Raw genomic sequence first — 14,410 nt, 5'->3', positions numbered from 1 at the left:
TCAGATCAAAGAGCGCTGATCAGCTCGGGCACAGCCACGAACAGGTCGGCTTCGAGGCCGTAGTCGGCCACGCTGAAGATCGGAGCTTCCGGGTCCTTGTTGATCGCGACGATCACCTTGGAGTCCTTCATGCCAGCCAGATGCTGGATGGCGCCCGAGATGCCGCAGGCCACATACAGGCCGGGGGCGACGATCTTGCCGGTCTGGCCAACCTGCCAGTCGTTCGGCGCGTAGCCAGCATCCACCGCGGCGCGGCTGGCGCCGAGTGCAGCACCCAGCTTGTCAGCCAGGGGCGTCAGCACTTCATTGAACTTGTCGCTCGAGCCCAGCGCGCGGCCACCCGACACGATGATCTTGGCTGCGGTCAGCTCAGGACGATCGCTCTTGGTGACTTCGCGGCCCACGAAGCTGGCCTTGCCGTTGCCGGCCACCGTGGCGACAGCCTCAACAGCTGCCGAGCCACCCGTTGCGGCCGGATCAAAACCTGTGGTGCGCACCGTGATGACCTTGACCGCATCGGCGCTCTGCACCGTAGCGATGGCGTTGCCGGCATACACAGGTCGGTCGAACGTGTCAGCCGAGATCACCTTGATGATGTCGCTGATCTGCGCCACGTCCAGCTTCGCTGCGACGCGGGGCGCCACGTTCTTGCCGCTGGCCGTCGCCGGGAACAGGATGTGGCTGTAGCCGGAGGCCAGGGCCAGCACCTGGGCCGCGACGTTCTCGGCCAGGCTTTCGCCCAGACCCACGTCGTCGGCGTGCAGCACCTTTGCCACGCCAGCCACCTGAGCGGCAGCCGCAGCAGCGGCACCGGCGTTGTGACCAGCGACCAGCACGTGGATGTCGCCACCGATGGCGGCAGCGGCCGTCACGGTGTTGAGGGTCGCGCCCTTCAGGGACGCGTTGTCGTGTTCAGCAATGACGAGGATGGCCATGTCAGATCACCTTGGCTTCGTTCTTCAGCTTGGCCACCAGAGCGGCCACATCGGCAACCTTCACGCCGGCGCCACGCTTGGGCGGCTCCGACACGGTCAGCGTCTTGATGCGCGGGGTCACGTCAACGCCGAGGTCTTCCGGCTTGACCGTTTCCAGCGGCTTCTTCTTGGCCTTCATGATGTTCGGCAGCGTCACGTAACGCGGCTCGTTCAGGCGCAGGTCGGTCGTGATGACTGCGGGCAGCGACACCTTCAGCGTCTCCAGGCCGCCGTCCACTTCACGGGTCACGGTGGCGACGCCGTCGGCGACTTCCACCTTGGAGGCGAAGGTAGCCTGAGGCAGATCAGCCAGGGCGGCCAGCATCTGACCGGTCTGGTTGCAGTCATCGTCGATGGCCTGCTTGCCCAGGATGATCAGACCCGGCTGTTCCTTGTCGACCAGGGCCTTCAGCAGCTTGGCGACGGCCAGCGGCTGGAGTTCCACATCGGTCTCGACCAGGATGGCGCGATCAGCACCAATGGCCATCGCCGTGCGCAGGGTTTCCTGGCACTGTGCAACACCGCAAGACACGGCGATGACTTCAGTGACGGCACCCTTTTCCTTGAGACGAACAGCCTCTTCGACGGCGATTTCGTCGAAGGGGTTCATGCTCATCTTGACGTTGGCGATGTCCACCCCCGTGCCGTCAGACTTCACGCGAACTTTCACGTTGTAGTCGACGACGCGCTTGACGGGTACCAGTACCTTCATATCGCGTTGCTCCTGTCGGATCTGTCGGTTTAATTGACGTTTACGTAAACTGCCGGATTCTAGTGGCTAGGTCGTGTGTTGCGGCCATGACTGCAACCACGAGCATCGGCGCGAGCCTGTTGGGCCCTGCCGCAGCATAAATCGAACGGTCGTGCTATTTTAAGCATGCAAGCCTGGAAATCACAAGCCACACCCCCACTAAAAGTGATGGCAGGCACCCGGGCGAGTAGACTCGCCGCCGAGATGAATGACACCCCCCACTCCGCACCATTGATCGGCATCTTTGACTCGGGCGTCGGTGGCCTGTCGGTGTTGCACGCCCTGCGGCAGGCACACCCCACCTTGCCGATTCTGTACGTCGCGGACTCAGCCTACGCACCTTATGGTGATCGAGATCCGGAACATGTGCGCACCCGGTCACTGATCGTGGCCCGGCATCTGGTGGATCAAGGCGCCCGCATGCTGGTGGTGGCCTGCAACACGGCCACCGCGATGGCGATCGACAGCCTGCGGGAGCAATTTCCTCACCTGCCGCTGGTGGGCGTTGAGCCCGGCGTGAAGCCGGCGGCCCTGCAGAGCCGCAACAAGCGAATCGCAGTGATGGCAACGCCAGGCACGCTGGCGAGTGCCCGTTATGCCAGCCTGGTGGAGCGGCACGCCCCGGACTGCCTGGTGCTGCCGCAGCCGTGCCCCGGTCTGGCCGCCGCCATCGAGCGCGGTGACGAAGGCCGAGCAGAAACGCTGCGATTGCTGGACAGGTTCTGCGCACCGATTGCAGCCGCCGAGGTGGACACGGTGGTACTGGGATGCACCCACTATCCGTTCGTGCGCGACCAGATTGCTTTGCGACTGCCCGCCGGCGTGGAGTTGCTGGAAACCGGGCCTGCGGTGGCGCGACAGGTGATGAAGTTGGGCGCTGGGGCAAGCGGCCCGGGCATGCCGGCGCATTGGGCTGATCTGCCCGCTGGGCGGGTGGTGCTGCAGTCCACCGGGGACCCGGCGGTACTGGAGCGTCTGGCCCATGACGGCCTCGGGCTGAACCTGCAGGCAGAGCGCGTGCAGCTGGATGGCGCCCTGGTGCCCGGAACCGGGTTCGAACCGGTATGCCCGATTAAGGGCGGCGGATTTTAAGTCCGCTGCGTCTGCCTGTTTCGCCATCCGGGCGGGCACGGCGGCGCTGATTATCGCCACCTGAAAACACAAAGGGCCGCAGTCTTCACTGCAGCCCTTTGATTTTTCTGGAGCGGGAAACGAGACTCGAACTCGCGACCTCAACCTTGGCAAGGTTGCGCTCTACCAACTGAGCTATTCCCGCATGGAAGACGGTTTCCGCTTTCGCGGACCTGTCGACCACCAAGCACCAGTGAAGGTGATTGGTTGAACCTGGAGCGGGAAACGAGACTCGAACTCGCGACCTCAACCTTGGCAAGGTTGCGCTCTACCAACTGAGCTATTCCCGCAGGATCTGGCAAACAGCGACTTGCGTTTGGTGCGCAAGCGGCTTCAATACTTGGAGCGGGAAACGAGACTCGAACTCGCGACCTCAACCTTGGCAAGGTTGCGCTCTACCAACTGAGCTATTCCCGCATTGTTCTCTTGAATGTTTGGAGGCGCGATCCAGAGTCGAACTGGACTAGACGGATTTGCAATCCGTTGCATAACCGCTTTGCTATCGCGCCGCACGCATTCAAAAGTGTGTATCCGGAAGTGCCTGCCTGATAAAAAAAGGAAGCTGAAGCTTCCCTTTGGGATATCTGGAGCGGGAAACGAGACTCGAACTCGCGACCTCAACCTTGGCAAGGTTGCGCTCTACCAACTGAGCTATTCCCGCATGGCTCCTTACGGAACACTTCCCTGCTCTCGCGCTTGGTGTCGCTCAGGGCTTGAAGCTGTTTAAAGCGTCTTGCCCCGTAACAAGGAAGCTCGCATTATAGGGCGATTTTCATCGTTTTGACCAGCCCCCTGAATTTTTTCAAAGTGACTGGCCAAACCCTCAATGCGTGATGGCGTCTCCGCCCGGCACGGCACCCTTCACCGGCTCGGCAGCGGCGCCGGTCGCGGCCACAGCAGCTGCTGAAGCAACGGGCTCTTCGTCAGGCAAGGGCTGCGGCATCTTCTCCAGAGCCACTTCCAGCACCTTGTCGATCCAGCGCACCGGCACGATCTCGAGCTGGCTCTTGACGTTGTCCGGGATGTCCTGGAGGTCCTTGACGTTGTCTTCCGGAATCATCACCAGCTTGATGCCGCCACGAGCGGCCGCCAGCAACTTCTCCTTCAGGCCACCGATGGCCGTCACCTCACCACGCAGGGTGATTTCACCCGTCATCGCCACGTGGGCCTTGACGGGGATGCCGGTCAGCGCGGACACGAAGGCCGTCGTCATCGCAGCGCCAGCGCTCGGACCATCCTTCGGCGTTGCGCCATCGGGCACGTGGATGTGCACGTCGCGCTTCTCGAAGAGCTCGTCCTTGATGCCCAGGCGACGTGCGCGGCTGCGCACCACCGTGCGTGCAGCTTCGACCGACTCCTTCATCACGTCGCCCAGCGAGCCGGTGCGGATGATGTTGCCCTTGCCGGGCATCGACGTCGCTTCGATGGTCAGCAGATCGCCACCCACTTCCGTCCACGCCAGACCGACCACCTGACCGACCTGGTTGGTCTTCTCGGCGCGACCGAAGTCGTACTTGCGAACACCCAGGAAGTCATTGAGGTTGTCCTCGGTGACCACCACCTTGCCGGTGTAAGTCTTCAGCAGCAGGCCCTTGACCACCTTGCGGCAGATCTTCGAGACCTCGCGTTCCAGCGAACGTACGCCAGCTTCACGGGTGTAGTAGCGGATGATGCCGCGGATAGCCGACTCGGTGACTTCCATCTCGGCGTCCTTGACGCCGTTGTTCTTGGCCTGCTTGGGCAGCAGATACTTCTGCGCGATGTGCAGCTTTTCGTCTTCGGTGTAACCCGCCAGACGAATCACTTCCATCCGGTCCAGCAAGGCCGGCGGGATGTTCATCGAGTTCGAAGTTGCCACGAACATCACGTCGGACAGATCGAAATCCAGCTCGATGTAATGGTCGCCGAAGGTGTGGTTCTGCTCGGGGTCGAGCACTTCCAGCAGCGCCGAAGACGGATCACCACGGAAATCCATGCCGAGCTTGTCGATTTCGTCGAGCAGGAACAGCGGATTGCGGGTGCCGACCTTCGACAGGCTCTGCAGCACCTTGCCCGGCATCGAGCCGATGTAGGTGCGGCGGTGCCCGCGGATCTCGGCTTCGTCACGCACGCCGCCCAGGGCCATGCGCACGAACTTGCGGCCCGTGGCGCGCGCCACCGACTGACCCAGCGAGGTCTTGCCGACACCCGGAGGGCCGACCAGGCACAGGATCGGCGCCTTGACCTTCTCGACGCGTTGTTGCACCGCGAGGTACTCAAGGATGCGGTCCTTGACCTTGTCGAGGCCGTAGTGGTCCTCGTTCAGCACATCCTCGGCGTTGCCCAGGTCGTGCTTGATCTTGGTCTTCTTGGCCCACGGCAAGTTGATGATCGTGTCCAGGTAGTTGCGCACCACCGTAGCTTCGGCCGACATCGGCGACATCAGCTTGAGCTTCTTCAGCTCGGCATCTGCCTTCTTGCGCGCTTCCTTGGGCATGCGGGCAGCGGTGATCTTCTTCTCGAGTTCCTCGAGATCAGCACCCTCTTCGCCGTCGCCAAGTTCCTTCTGGATCGCCTTGACCTGCTCGTTCAGGTAGTACTCGCGCTGGCTCTTTTCCATCTGGCGCTTGACGCGGCCACGGATGCGCTTTTCAACCTGGAGGATGTCGACTTCATGCTCGAGCAGCTCCAGCAGCTTTTCCAGCCGCTTGGCCACGTCGATCAGGTCGAGCACGGACTGCTTGGCTTCCAGCTTCAGCGGCAGGTGCGCTGCGATGGTGTCGGCCAGGCGGCCCGGATCGTCGATGCCGGCGATCGAGGTGAGGATCTCCGGAGGGATCTTCTTGTTCAGCTTGACGTACTGGTCGAACTGCTGCGTCACGGCGCGGCGCAGGGCCTCGACTTCAGACGACGGCTCGCCAGCCGGAGCGAACGGCAGCACCTCAGACACAAAATGCTCACCGCTGTCGGTGATGCTGACCGTGTTGGCGCGTTGAACGCCCTCGACCAGCACCTTCACGGTGCCGTCGGGCAGCTTCAGCATCTGGAGGATGCTGGAGATGCAACCGGTCTCGAACATGTCGTCAGCGCGGGGCTCGTCCTTGCCGGCAGCCTTCTGGGCCACCAGCATGATCTGACGGCCGGATTCCATCGCCGCCTCAAGCGCCTTGATGGACTTCGGGCGGCCGACGAACAGCGGAATGACCATGTGGGGGAACACGACCACGTCGCGCAGCGGCAGCAGCGGCAGCGTGATGGGTTCCGGGGGGAGGATGGGATGTCCTGACATGGGATGCCTCACTTTCTCGAACTCACATGGGGTCCGAGTTGTTGATTGCAAGGAACCGGGCGCAAGAGCGCAACCGGCTGGTGGACAACTGACGGAATCAGGCGCTGGCCTTGGCCTGCTCGCGGTAGACGAGCAGCGGCTTGCCGCCTTCTTCGATGATGTGCTCGTCGACGACCACCTTGGCCACACCGTCCAGCGTCGGCAATTCGTACATGGTGTCGATCAGGGCCTGCTCGATGATCGAGCGCAGGCCACGGGCCCCCGTCTTGCGCGCCAAAGCCTTGCGGGCAATGGCAGCCAGGGCGGAAGGCCTGATTTCCAGTTCCACGCCGTCCATGCCGAACAGCTTCTGGTATTGCTTCAGCAGCGCGTTCTTGGGCTCGACCAGGATCTGGACCAGCGCGTCTTCGGTGAGCTCACCCAGGGTGGCCACCACAGGCAGACGACCCACCAGCTCCGGGATCAGGCCAAAACGCACCAGATCTTCCGGCTCGGCGTTGCGGAAGACTTCCGACACGCGCTTCTCGGTCTTGCTGTGCACGGTGGCACCAAAACCGATGCCCGACTTCTCGGTGCGGTTCTGGATGACCTTCTCCAGGCCGTCAAACGCGCCACCACAGATGAACAGGATGTTCGTGGTGTCGATCTGCAGGAAGTCCTGGTTCGGATGCTTGCGGCCACCTTGCGGCGGCACCGATGCCATCGTGCCTTCCACCAGCTTCAGCAGCGCCTGCTGCACGCCCTCGCCCGACACATCACGCGTGATGGAGGGGTTGTCGGACTTGCGGGTGATCTTGTCGATTTCGTCGATGTAGACGATGCCGCGCTGGGCACGGTCGACGTCGTAATTGCAGTTCTGCAGCAGCTTCTGGATGATGTTCTCGACGTCTTCACCCACGTAACCGGCTTCGGTCAGGGTGGTGGCGTCGGCGATCACGAACGGCACGTTCAGCAGGCGGGCCAGCGTCTGCGCCAGCAGCGTCTTGCCCGAACCGGTGGGGCCGATCAGCAGGATGTTGCTCTTAGAGAGTTCGACCTCTTCCTTGGAGCCACCCATGTGCTTGAGGCGCTTGTAGTGGTTGTAGACCGCCACCGCCAGCGTGCGCTTGGCGGCTTCCTGTCCGATCACGTATTGATCGAGGCTGGCCTTGATCTCGGTCGGCACAGGCAGGTCGGACTTCGCGGGCTTGGCGGCCGCACCTTCCGCGGGAACTTCGTCGCGAATGATGTCGTTGCACAACTCGATGCATTCATCGCAGATGAAGACCGACGGCCCAGCGATGAGCTTCTTGACCTCGTGCTGGCTCTTTCCGCAGAAAGAGCAGTAGAGGACTTTTTCGCCGGAGGCGCCTTTCTTGTCGGGCATGTGTGTCAGAGCCTGGGCTGTTCAATGAGAAGCTGTCGTGAATGATAGACCAACTGGGCACCCTGCCCGGCCAAGCCGTCATTCAAGGGAAACAGGCGGTGAGTGCCAAGGTGCACAGTCACCGCCCTGGGCATCAACCGCGCTTGTCCAGCACCTGGTCGATGAGGCCGTAGGACTGCGCCTCGGCGGCCGACATGTAGTAGTCGCGCTCGGTGTCGGCCTGGATCTTCTCCAGCGGCTGGCCTGAACGCTCCGCGAGGATGCGGTTCAGCTGCTCACGGGTCTTGAGGATTTCACGGGCGTGAATCTCGATGTCCGTGGCTTGACCCTGCGTGCCGCCCAGCGGCTGGTGGATCATGATCTTGCTGTTGGGCAGTGCGAAGCGCTTGCCCTTGGCACCAGCGGACAGCAGGAACGCGCCCATGCTGGCGGCCATGCCCATGCACATGGTCGAGACATCCGGCTTGATGAACTGCATCGTGTCGAAGATCGACATGCCCGCGCTGACGCTGCCGCCCGGCGAGTTGATGTAGAACGAAATGTCCTTGTCCGGGTTTTCGCTTTCCAGGAACAGCAGCTGCGCCACCACCAGATTGGCGCTCTGGTCATTGACAGGGCCGACCAGGAAAATGATGCGCTCGCGCAGCAGGCGTGAATAGATGTCATACGCGCGCTCGCCGCGGCCTGACTGTTCGATCACCATCGGCACCATGCCGAGGGCTTGAGTTTCCAGTGCGCTCATGGAGGTCCTTCCCAGGTAACTTGAAAGCAATTTGCTGCAGCCATTATGTCGCTGCTGCAAATCCGGTGAATCGACGAAAAAAAGCCCGGCCAATGGCACGGGCGTTTTTTTCAGCCGCCACGCCACACGGGCAAATGGCAGCAGGAGCCATTCAAGCTCAAGCCGTCATCAGTTCGTCGAACGGCAGGGTCTTGTCGACGATCTTGGCAGCGCCGAGCACGAACTCGGTGACGTTGTTTTCGATCACGACAGCTTCGACTTCAGCCATGCGCTGACGGTCCGACAGGTACCAACGCACCACTTCAGCCGGCTTCTCGTAGCTCTGCGCCATCTCTTCGATGTGCGCTTGCAGCTGCTCAGGCTTGGCTTGCAGGTTGTTGGCACGCACCAGCTCGGCAACGACCAGGCCCAGGCGCACGCGCTTTTCAGCTTGCGGCTGGAAGATCTCGGCAGGGATCGGCGCCTTTTCAGCGTCCTTCACACCGCGCTGCTTCAGGTCGGCGCGAGCGCCTTCCACCAGACGCTCGACTTCGTTGTCGATCAGGGCCTTCGGCAGGTCCAGCTCGGCTACCTTCACCAAGGCTTCCATCACGGCACCCTTGTTGCGCGCCAGCACGCGGAACTTGACTTCGCGTTCCAGGTTCTTCTTGACGTCAGCGCGCAGGCCGTCGACGGTGCCTTCGGCGATGCCGAGGGACTGCGCGAACTCGGCGTTCACTTCCGGCAGGTTCTGCGATTCGATCTTCTTCATGGTGACGAGGAAGTCGGCTTCCTTGCCGGCCACGTCAGCACCGTGATAGTCGGCCGGGAATTGCAGCGGGAAGGTCTTCGACTCGCCCACCTTCATGCCGCGGACGGCGGAATCGAACTGCTCCAGCATCTGGCCTTCACCGACCAGGAACTGGAAACCTTCGGCCTTGCCGCCGGCGAAGGGTTCGCCGTCGATCTTGCCTTCGAAGTCGATCGTCACGCGGTCGCCGGCTTCAGCGCCTTCGGCGGCAGCGCGCTGCGCGAAGGTGCGACGCTGCTTGCGCAGGATCTCGACGGTCTTGTCGATGGCGGCAGCGTCGACGTCAGCGGCAACGCGCTCGACTTCGGCACCGGCCAGATCACCGATCTTGACTTCCGGGTACACCTCGAAGGTGGCATCGAAGGCCATCTGGCCTTCCGGTGCTTCGTCCTTCTGCGTGATGTTGGGCGTGCCGGCGACGCGCAGTTGCGCTTCGTTGGCGGCCTGTGCGAAGGCCTGGCCCAGCTTGTCGTTCATCACTTCGTACTGGACCGCGTAGCCATGGCGCTGGGCCACGACCGACATCGGCACCTTGCCCGGACGGAAGCCGTCGGCCTTGACCGTGCGGGACAGCTTCTTCAGGCGGGACTCGACTTCCGAGTTGATCTCGGTGGCCGCCAGCGTCAGCGTGATGCGGCGTTCGAGCTTTTCGAGGATTTCAACGTTGACTGCCATGATGCGAACTCTGCTGTTGCGTTTGCTGATTTGAGAATGTCGGCTGGTGCGCGGGGCCGGACTCGAACCGGCACGCCCGTGAAGGCGTCAGGACCTAAACCTGGTGCGTCTACCAATTTCGCCACCCGCGCAAGGCCGCCCCTCTTCTGGCTGATCCACAAAAGACCAGACAGGGCCGAGGCAACGCCCTTGAACTGCTTAGACCGACTGAAATGGCGCCTGTCAGCCATCAGCTGACACACGCCCGGCGAACCGGTAAACCGCGTATTCTATCGGGACACGCGGCAACTACCCGCCGCGCGCCTCGAAAACTTGCGTGTTCAGGCCTGGCTCGCGGGTTTATCCGGGGCTTGGCGCACCCTGAACCAGGCGGCGTACATGGCCGGCAGCGCCAGCAAGGTCAGCACGGTGGCCACGATCAGGCCGCCCATGATGGCCACGGCCATCGGCCCCCAGAAGGCACTGCGCGAGAGCGGGATCATCGCCAGCACGGCCGCGGCAGCCGTCAGCACGATCGGGCGGAAGCGGCGCACGGCCGACTCCACGATGGCCTCCCAGTCAGGCACGCCACGTCGGCGGTCCTGTTCGATCTGGTCGATCAGGATCACCGAGTTGCGCATGATCATGCCCACCAGCGCGATGAAGCCGAGCAGCGCCACGAAACCGAAGGGGCGGTTCAGCAGCAGCAGCGCACCCGCCACGCCGGCGATGCCCAGCGGCGCGGTCAGCACCACCAGCATGGCCCGCGAGAAGCTCTGCAGCTGCAGCATCAGCAGCGTCAGCATGATGAAGCCCATGATGGGCAAACCGGCCGCGATGGAGCCACTGCCCTTCGAGCTTTCCGCCACGGCGCCGGCCACTTCAATGTGCATGCCGTCGGGCATGCGCTTCTGCATGGCTTGCAGCTCGGGCCAGATTTCAGCGGTCACGGTGGCGCCCTGCACGCCTTCCACCACATCGCCCTGAACCGTCATGGCGTATTGCCGGCCTTCGCGCCAGAGCACGCCCGGTTCCCAGTCAAACCCGATCTTGGCAATCTGGGTCAGGGGAATGGACTTGCCGGAGCTGGTGGGCACGTAGGCGTTGCCGATGTCGGAAATGCTGTCGCGCTCGTCCTTGGGCTGGCGCAGCACGATGTCGATCAGTCGATCACCTTCGCGGTACTGGCCGATGGTGCTGCCGCTCAGCAGCACCTTGCCTGCCTGGGCAATGGACTGGCTGGACACGCCCAGCGCCCGGGCCTTGTCTTGATCAATCTCCAGCTTCAAGGCCTTGACGCGCTCGTTCCAGTTGTCGTTGACACCCCGCATGCGCGGATTGGCGCGCAGCACCGCCTTGGCTTCTTCACCCCAGGCGCGCACGGCGGCCATGTCGGCCCCCACCACGCGGAACTGCACCGGATACGGCACCGGCGGGCCATTCGGCAGCAGCTTGATGCGGCCACGAACCTCCGGGAACTCGCTGGCCAGCAACTCCGGCAGACGTTGGCGCAATTCCTCGCGCTGCTTCAGATCAGTCGGCAGCAGGATGAACTGGCTCACATTGGCCTGCGGAAACACCTGGTCCAGCGGCAGGTAGAAGCGCGGCACGCCGCTGCCCACCCAGGTCGTGACGCTGGCCATGCCCGGCTCGGCCGACATGCGCTTCTCGAAGCGCTTGGCCACTGCCTCGCTTTGCTGGATGGTGGCGCCTTCAGGCAACCACAGGTCGACCAGAATTTCAGGGCGGCTGGAATCGGGGAAGAACTGCTGCTGCACACGGCCCATGCCGACGATGCCCAGCGCGAAGATCAGCAAGGTGGCGCCGATGGTGATCCAGCGGTGGGCCACGCACCAGTTCACGGTGGCCCGGAAGCGCGCGTAAAACGGCGTGTCGAACAGCTCGTGCGCCTCGCCCTCGGCGTGCGTGCGGGTCTTCAGCAGCCAGGCGCCCAGGTAGGGCACGAAGTACACCGACACCACCCAGGAGATGACCAGCGCGGCGGCCGTCACCGCAAAGATCGCGAAGGTGTATTCACCCACCGAGCTCTTGGCCATGCCGATCGGCAGAAAGCCAGCTGCGGTGATCAGCGTGCCCGTCAGCATCGGCATCGAGGTGGCTTCGTAGGCGTAGGTGGCCGCATGCATGCGGTCGTAGCCCTCTTCGAGCTTGCGCACCATCATCTCGACCGCAATGATGGCGTCGTCCACCAGCAAACCAAGCGCGATGATCAGCGAGCCCAGCGAGATCTTGTGCAGCCCCACGCCCCAATAGAACATGGTGATGAAGGTGATGGCCAGCACCAGCGGGATGGTGATGCCCACCACCAGGCCCGGCCAGATGTCGATGCGCAGCGGCTTGAAATGCAGGCCCAGGCTGATGAAGCTCACGGCCAGCACGATGACCACCGCCTCGATCAGCACGCCCACGAACTCACCGATGGAGCGGCTGACCGCCTTGGGCTGATCCTGGATCTGCGACAGCTCGATGCCCACCGGCAGCTCGGCCTTCAGGCCGTCGGTCGTCGCCGTCAGTGCCTTGCCCAGGGCGATGATGTCGCCGCCCTTCGCCATGGAGACACCCAGCGCGATGACCTGCTTGCCCTGGTGACGCACCATCACCGTGGGCGGGTCAACGTAGTCGCGGCGGATCTGGGCGATGTCGCCCAGGCGCAAGGACGACGCTGCCCCCGTGGCCGGATTCACGGCGCGAATCGGCAGCAGACGCAGCTGCTCGATGGACTGGAACTGGCCGCCCACGCGCACCTGCAGGTTCTGGGTATCGGCATTCAGCACGCCCGCCCCTTCCACTGCGTTCTGGGCGCCGATCTGCGCGATCACCTGGGTCATGTCGATGCCCAGCTGGGCCAGACGCCGTTGCGAGATCTCGACAAACAACTTCTCGGCTTGCACGCCGAACAACTCGACCTTGGCCACCGAGGGCACACGCAGCAATCGGCCACGCACGATTTCGGCCTGCACCCGCAGGTCTTCCGGCGAAAAACCGTCTGCCGACAGCGCGTAGATAGAGCCGTACACGTCGCCGAAATCGTCATTGAAGACCGGGCCGATCACCCCTGCCGGCAGGCTGGAGCGCATGTCGCCGATCTTCTTGCGAACCTGGTACCAGACGGCGGTCACTTCGTTGCCCGGCGTCGAGTCCTTCAGCTGCACGATCGTCAGCGATTCGCCCGGCTTGGTGTAGCTGCGCAGCACGTCGCTGTGCGGCACTTCCTGCAGCGAGCGCTCGATCTTGTCGGTCACCTGCTCGGCCATCTGCTGGGCCGTGGCACCGGGCCAGAAAGCCTGCACCACCATGGCCCGGAAGGTGAACGGCGGATCCTCATCCTGCCCGAGCTGGAAGTAGGCCACCATGCCCAGCAGCATCAGCGCCACCATCAGGTAGCGCGTCAGCGGGGCATGCTCCAGCGCCCAGCGCGAGATATTGAATTTGCTGGGCTGCACGTCGTCGTGTTGGTTCATGTCGGGCTTTCCCACCACGTTGATCAGCGCGCTGCCGAAGCAGGCTTGGCGGCGGAAGCCGGCAGGGCCGCAACCGCAGCCTGGCCCGGCTCAACGAAACGGCGCACCTTCTGCCCAGGCACCAGCACGTGCGTACCGGCCACCACCACCTCATCACCGGCCTTCACGCCAGACGCGATGACGACCGTGTTGCCATCGGCCGTGGCCACGGCGACCGGCTGCTGCCGCACCGTCATGGCGGCGCCGTCCAGCATCCACACAGCCGACTTGCCCTGCGCTTCAACAACCGCCGGCAACGGCAGGCGGATGGTGTCGGCCTGCGCCGGCCCCGACAGCAGCACCGTGGCCGTCTGGCCCAGGCGCACATCCACGGCGCCGATGTCGGCCTTCACGAGGAAGGTACGGGTGGCACTGTCGGCAGCTGCAGCCACCTCACGCACCGTGATGGGCGTGGTGTCGTTGCTCTCCCACAGACGCAGGCGCACTGCACCGCGCTTGCCGATCAGGGCGCGCAGCGCGGATGCGCGGTGCTCCGGCACCGAAAATACGGCGTCGCGAGGGCCGTCCAGCGCCAGGCGCACCACCGGGGTGCCGGCCGCCAGCACCTGGCCCGGCTCAGCCTCAACAGCCGTGACCACGCCGCCAGCGTCAGCCGTCAGGCTCGCATACCCCGCCTGGTTCACCTGCACGCCTGCCTGGGCACGCGCCTGGTCCAGCTGGGCCTTGGCCGCCTTGAGCGCTGCGTCGCGCTGGTCCATGGCCGCCGCGCCGATGAAGCCTTGCTGCTTCAGCTCGAGCGAGCGCTTGTGGTCAGCGGCAGACTGGTCGTAGGCCGACTGCGCGGCTGCCACTGCCGCACGGGCGGCGTCCTGGCCCAGCTTCAGGTCGGTCGGGTCGAGCTGCGCCAGCACTTGCCCACCGCGCACCACATCACCAACATTCACCGGGCGGCTCAACATCTTGCCGCCCACACGGAACGACAGGCGCGCCTCGGTGCGGGCCTTGATTTCAGCGGCAAAACTCTGCTCGCTGCTGCTGACAGCACCGCCAACCACTTGCGTGCGCACGGCGCGAACAGGCTCGGGCGGCGGCTCGTGGCGCGAACATCCGGTCAGGGTCCAGACGGTGGCGCAGGCAAGGGCAAGGGCGAGGCGTGGCTTGTTCATGGCGGTCTTGGGCATCTGCGTGGCAAGGCATCAGCATGGCGGTCTCGGCGAGCGCCTTACTGACTGACTGGTCAGTAATGTAGTTT

Annotated in this window: 8 protein-coding genes, 7 tRNA genes and 1 pseudogene; 1 reads left to right on the top strand and 15 read right to left on the bottom strand. The window is 63.6% G+C overall.

The annotated features are described in order from the left end of the window. Window positions 1-5 precede the first annotated feature (5 nt). Both AACH00_RS06625 and AACH00_RS06620 read right to left on the bottom strand, forming a co-directional pair. Window positions 6-935 (bottom strand): electron transfer flavoprotein subunit alpha/FixB family protein, encoded by a 930-nt coding sequence (locus AACH00_RS06625; RefSeq protein ID WP_341398290.1) that lies wholly within the window; start codon window positions 933-935, stop codon window positions 6-8. Between the two features lies 1 nt (window position 936). Continuing rightward, window positions 937-1,686 carry an electron transfer flavoprotein subunit beta/FixA family protein gene (locus AACH00_RS06620; protein ID WP_341398289.1) on the bottom strand — a complete coding sequence of 250 codons (750 nt, stop codon included), beginning with the start codon at window positions 1,684-1,686 and terminating at the stop codon, window positions 937-939. A 165-nt stretch (window positions 1,687-1,851) separates the two neighbouring features. On the opposite strand from AACH00_RS06620, the pseudogene murI reads away from it, so the two are divergent. After that, window positions 1,852-2,586, top strand: a pseudogene (gene murI / locus AACH00_RS06615) (glutamate racemase); the annotation flags it as partial. Window positions 2,587-2,761: 175 nt separating this feature from the next. Here murI and AACH00_RS06610 read toward each other — a convergent pair. The 13 genes from AACH00_RS06610 to AACH00_RS06550 all read right to left on the bottom strand — a co-directional run bounded on the left by AACH00_RS06610 (window position 2,762) and on the right by AACH00_RS06550 (window position 14,324). Beyond that, window positions 2,762-2,850 (bottom strand) — tRNA-Leu (locus AACH00_RS06610). A 75-nt stretch (window positions 2,851-2,925) separates the two neighbouring features. Further along, a tRNA-Gly gene (locus AACH00_RS06605) sits at window positions 2,926-3,001 on the bottom strand. A gap of 69 nt (window positions 3,002-3,070) precedes the next feature. After that, window positions 3,071-3,146 (bottom strand) — tRNA-Gly (locus AACH00_RS06600). A 51-nt stretch (window positions 3,147-3,197) separates the two neighbouring features. Beyond that, window positions 3,198-3,273, bottom strand: a tRNA-Gly gene (locus AACH00_RS06595). 18 nt (window positions 3,274-3,291) lie between these two features. Continuing rightward, window positions 3,292-3,365 (bottom strand) — tRNA-Cys (locus AACH00_RS06590). Between the two features lie 76 nt (window positions 3,366-3,441). Further along, window positions 3,442-3,517: transfer RNA gene (locus AACH00_RS06585), tRNA-Gly, on the bottom strand. A gap of 162 nt (window positions 3,518-3,679) precedes the next feature. Next, on the bottom strand, window positions 3,680-6,124 hold the full coding sequence (gene lon, locus AACH00_RS06580; protein WP_341398288.1) for an endopeptidase La: 2,445 nt from the start codon (window positions 6,122-6,124) through the stop codon (window positions 3,680-3,682). A 97-nt stretch (window positions 6,125-6,221) separates the two neighbouring features. Beyond that, window positions 6,222-7,490, bottom strand: coding sequence for an ATP-dependent Clp protease ATP-binding subunit ClpX (gene clpX, locus AACH00_RS06575; RefSeq protein ID WP_341398287.1), 1,269 nt, complete (start codon window positions 7,488-7,490; stop codon window positions 6,222-6,224). Between the two features lie 133 nt (window positions 7,491-7,623). Then, the gene (gene clpP / locus AACH00_RS06570; RefSeq protein WP_341398286.1) at window positions 7,624-8,232 is read right to left on the bottom strand and encodes an ATP-dependent Clp endopeptidase proteolytic subunit ClpP; all 609 of its coding nucleotides are present in this window, start codon (window positions 8,230-8,232) and stop codon (window positions 7,624-7,626) included. Window positions 8,233-8,389: 157 nt separating this feature from the next. Beyond that, the gene (tig, locus tag AACH00_RS06565) at window positions 8,390-9,697 is read right to left on the bottom strand and encodes a trigger factor (RefSeq protein WP_341398285.1); all 1,308 of its coding nucleotides are present in this window, start codon (window positions 9,695-9,697) and stop codon (window positions 8,390-8,392) included. A gap of 44 nt (window positions 9,698-9,741) precedes the next feature. Continuing rightward, window positions 9,742-9,828, bottom strand: a tRNA-Leu gene (locus AACH00_RS06560). A 189-nt stretch (window positions 9,829-10,017) separates the two neighbouring features. Beyond that, on the bottom strand, window positions 10,018-13,158 hold the full coding sequence (locus AACH00_RS06555) for an efflux RND transporter permease subunit (protein ID WP_341398284.1): 3,141 nt from the start codon (window positions 13,156-13,158) through the stop codon (window positions 10,018-10,020). Window positions 13,159-13,181: 23 nt separating this feature from the next. After that, a complete protein-coding gene (locus tag AACH00_RS06550; protein WP_341398283.1) occupies window positions 13,182-14,324 on the bottom strand; it encodes an efflux RND transporter periplasmic adaptor subunit in 1,143 nt (380 codons plus the stop codon). Between the last annotated feature and the right edge of the window lie 86 nt (window positions 14,325-14,410).

This window comes from Ideonella margarita, from assembly GCF_038066635.1.
GTDB classification, from domain to species: domain Bacteria; phylum Pseudomonadota; class Gammaproteobacteria; order Burkholderiales; family Burkholderiaceae_C; genus Ideonella; species Ideonella margarita.
This window is presented reverse-complemented; position numbering and strand designations above follow the sequence as displayed.

Excerpts from the sequence above, each read along its gene's own strand:
- AACH00_RS06625 (WP_341398290.1), bottom strand. The coding sequence starts at position 935 with ATGGCCATCCTCGTCATTGCTGAACACGACAACGCGTCCCTGAAGGGC.
- AACH00_RS06620 (WP_341398289.1), bottom strand. The coding sequence starts at position 1,686 with ATGAAGGTACTGGTACCCGTCAAGCGCGTCGTCGACTACAACGTGAAA.
- lon (WP_341398288.1), bottom strand. The coding sequence starts at position 6,124 with ATGTCAGGACATCCCATCCTCCCCCCGGAACCCATCACGCTGCCGCTG.
- clpX (WP_341398287.1), bottom strand. The coding sequence starts at position 7,490 with ATGCCCGACAAGAAAGGCGCCTCCGGCGAAAAAGTCCTCTACTGCTCT.
- clpP (WP_341398286.1), bottom strand. The coding sequence starts at position 8,232 with ATGAGCGCACTGGAAACTCAAGCCCTCGGCATGGTGCCGATGGTGATC.
- tig (WP_341398285.1), bottom strand. The coding sequence starts at position 9,697 with ATGGCAGTCAACGTTGAAATCCTCGAAAAGCTCGAACGCCGCATCACG.
- AACH00_RS06555 (WP_341398284.1), bottom strand. The coding sequence starts at position 13,158 with ATGAACCAACACGACGACGTGCAGCCCAGCAAATTCAATATCTCGCGC.
- AACH00_RS06550 (WP_341398283.1), bottom strand. The coding sequence starts at position 14,324 with ATGAACAAGCCACGCCTCGCCCTTGCCCTTGCCTGCGCCACCGTCTGG.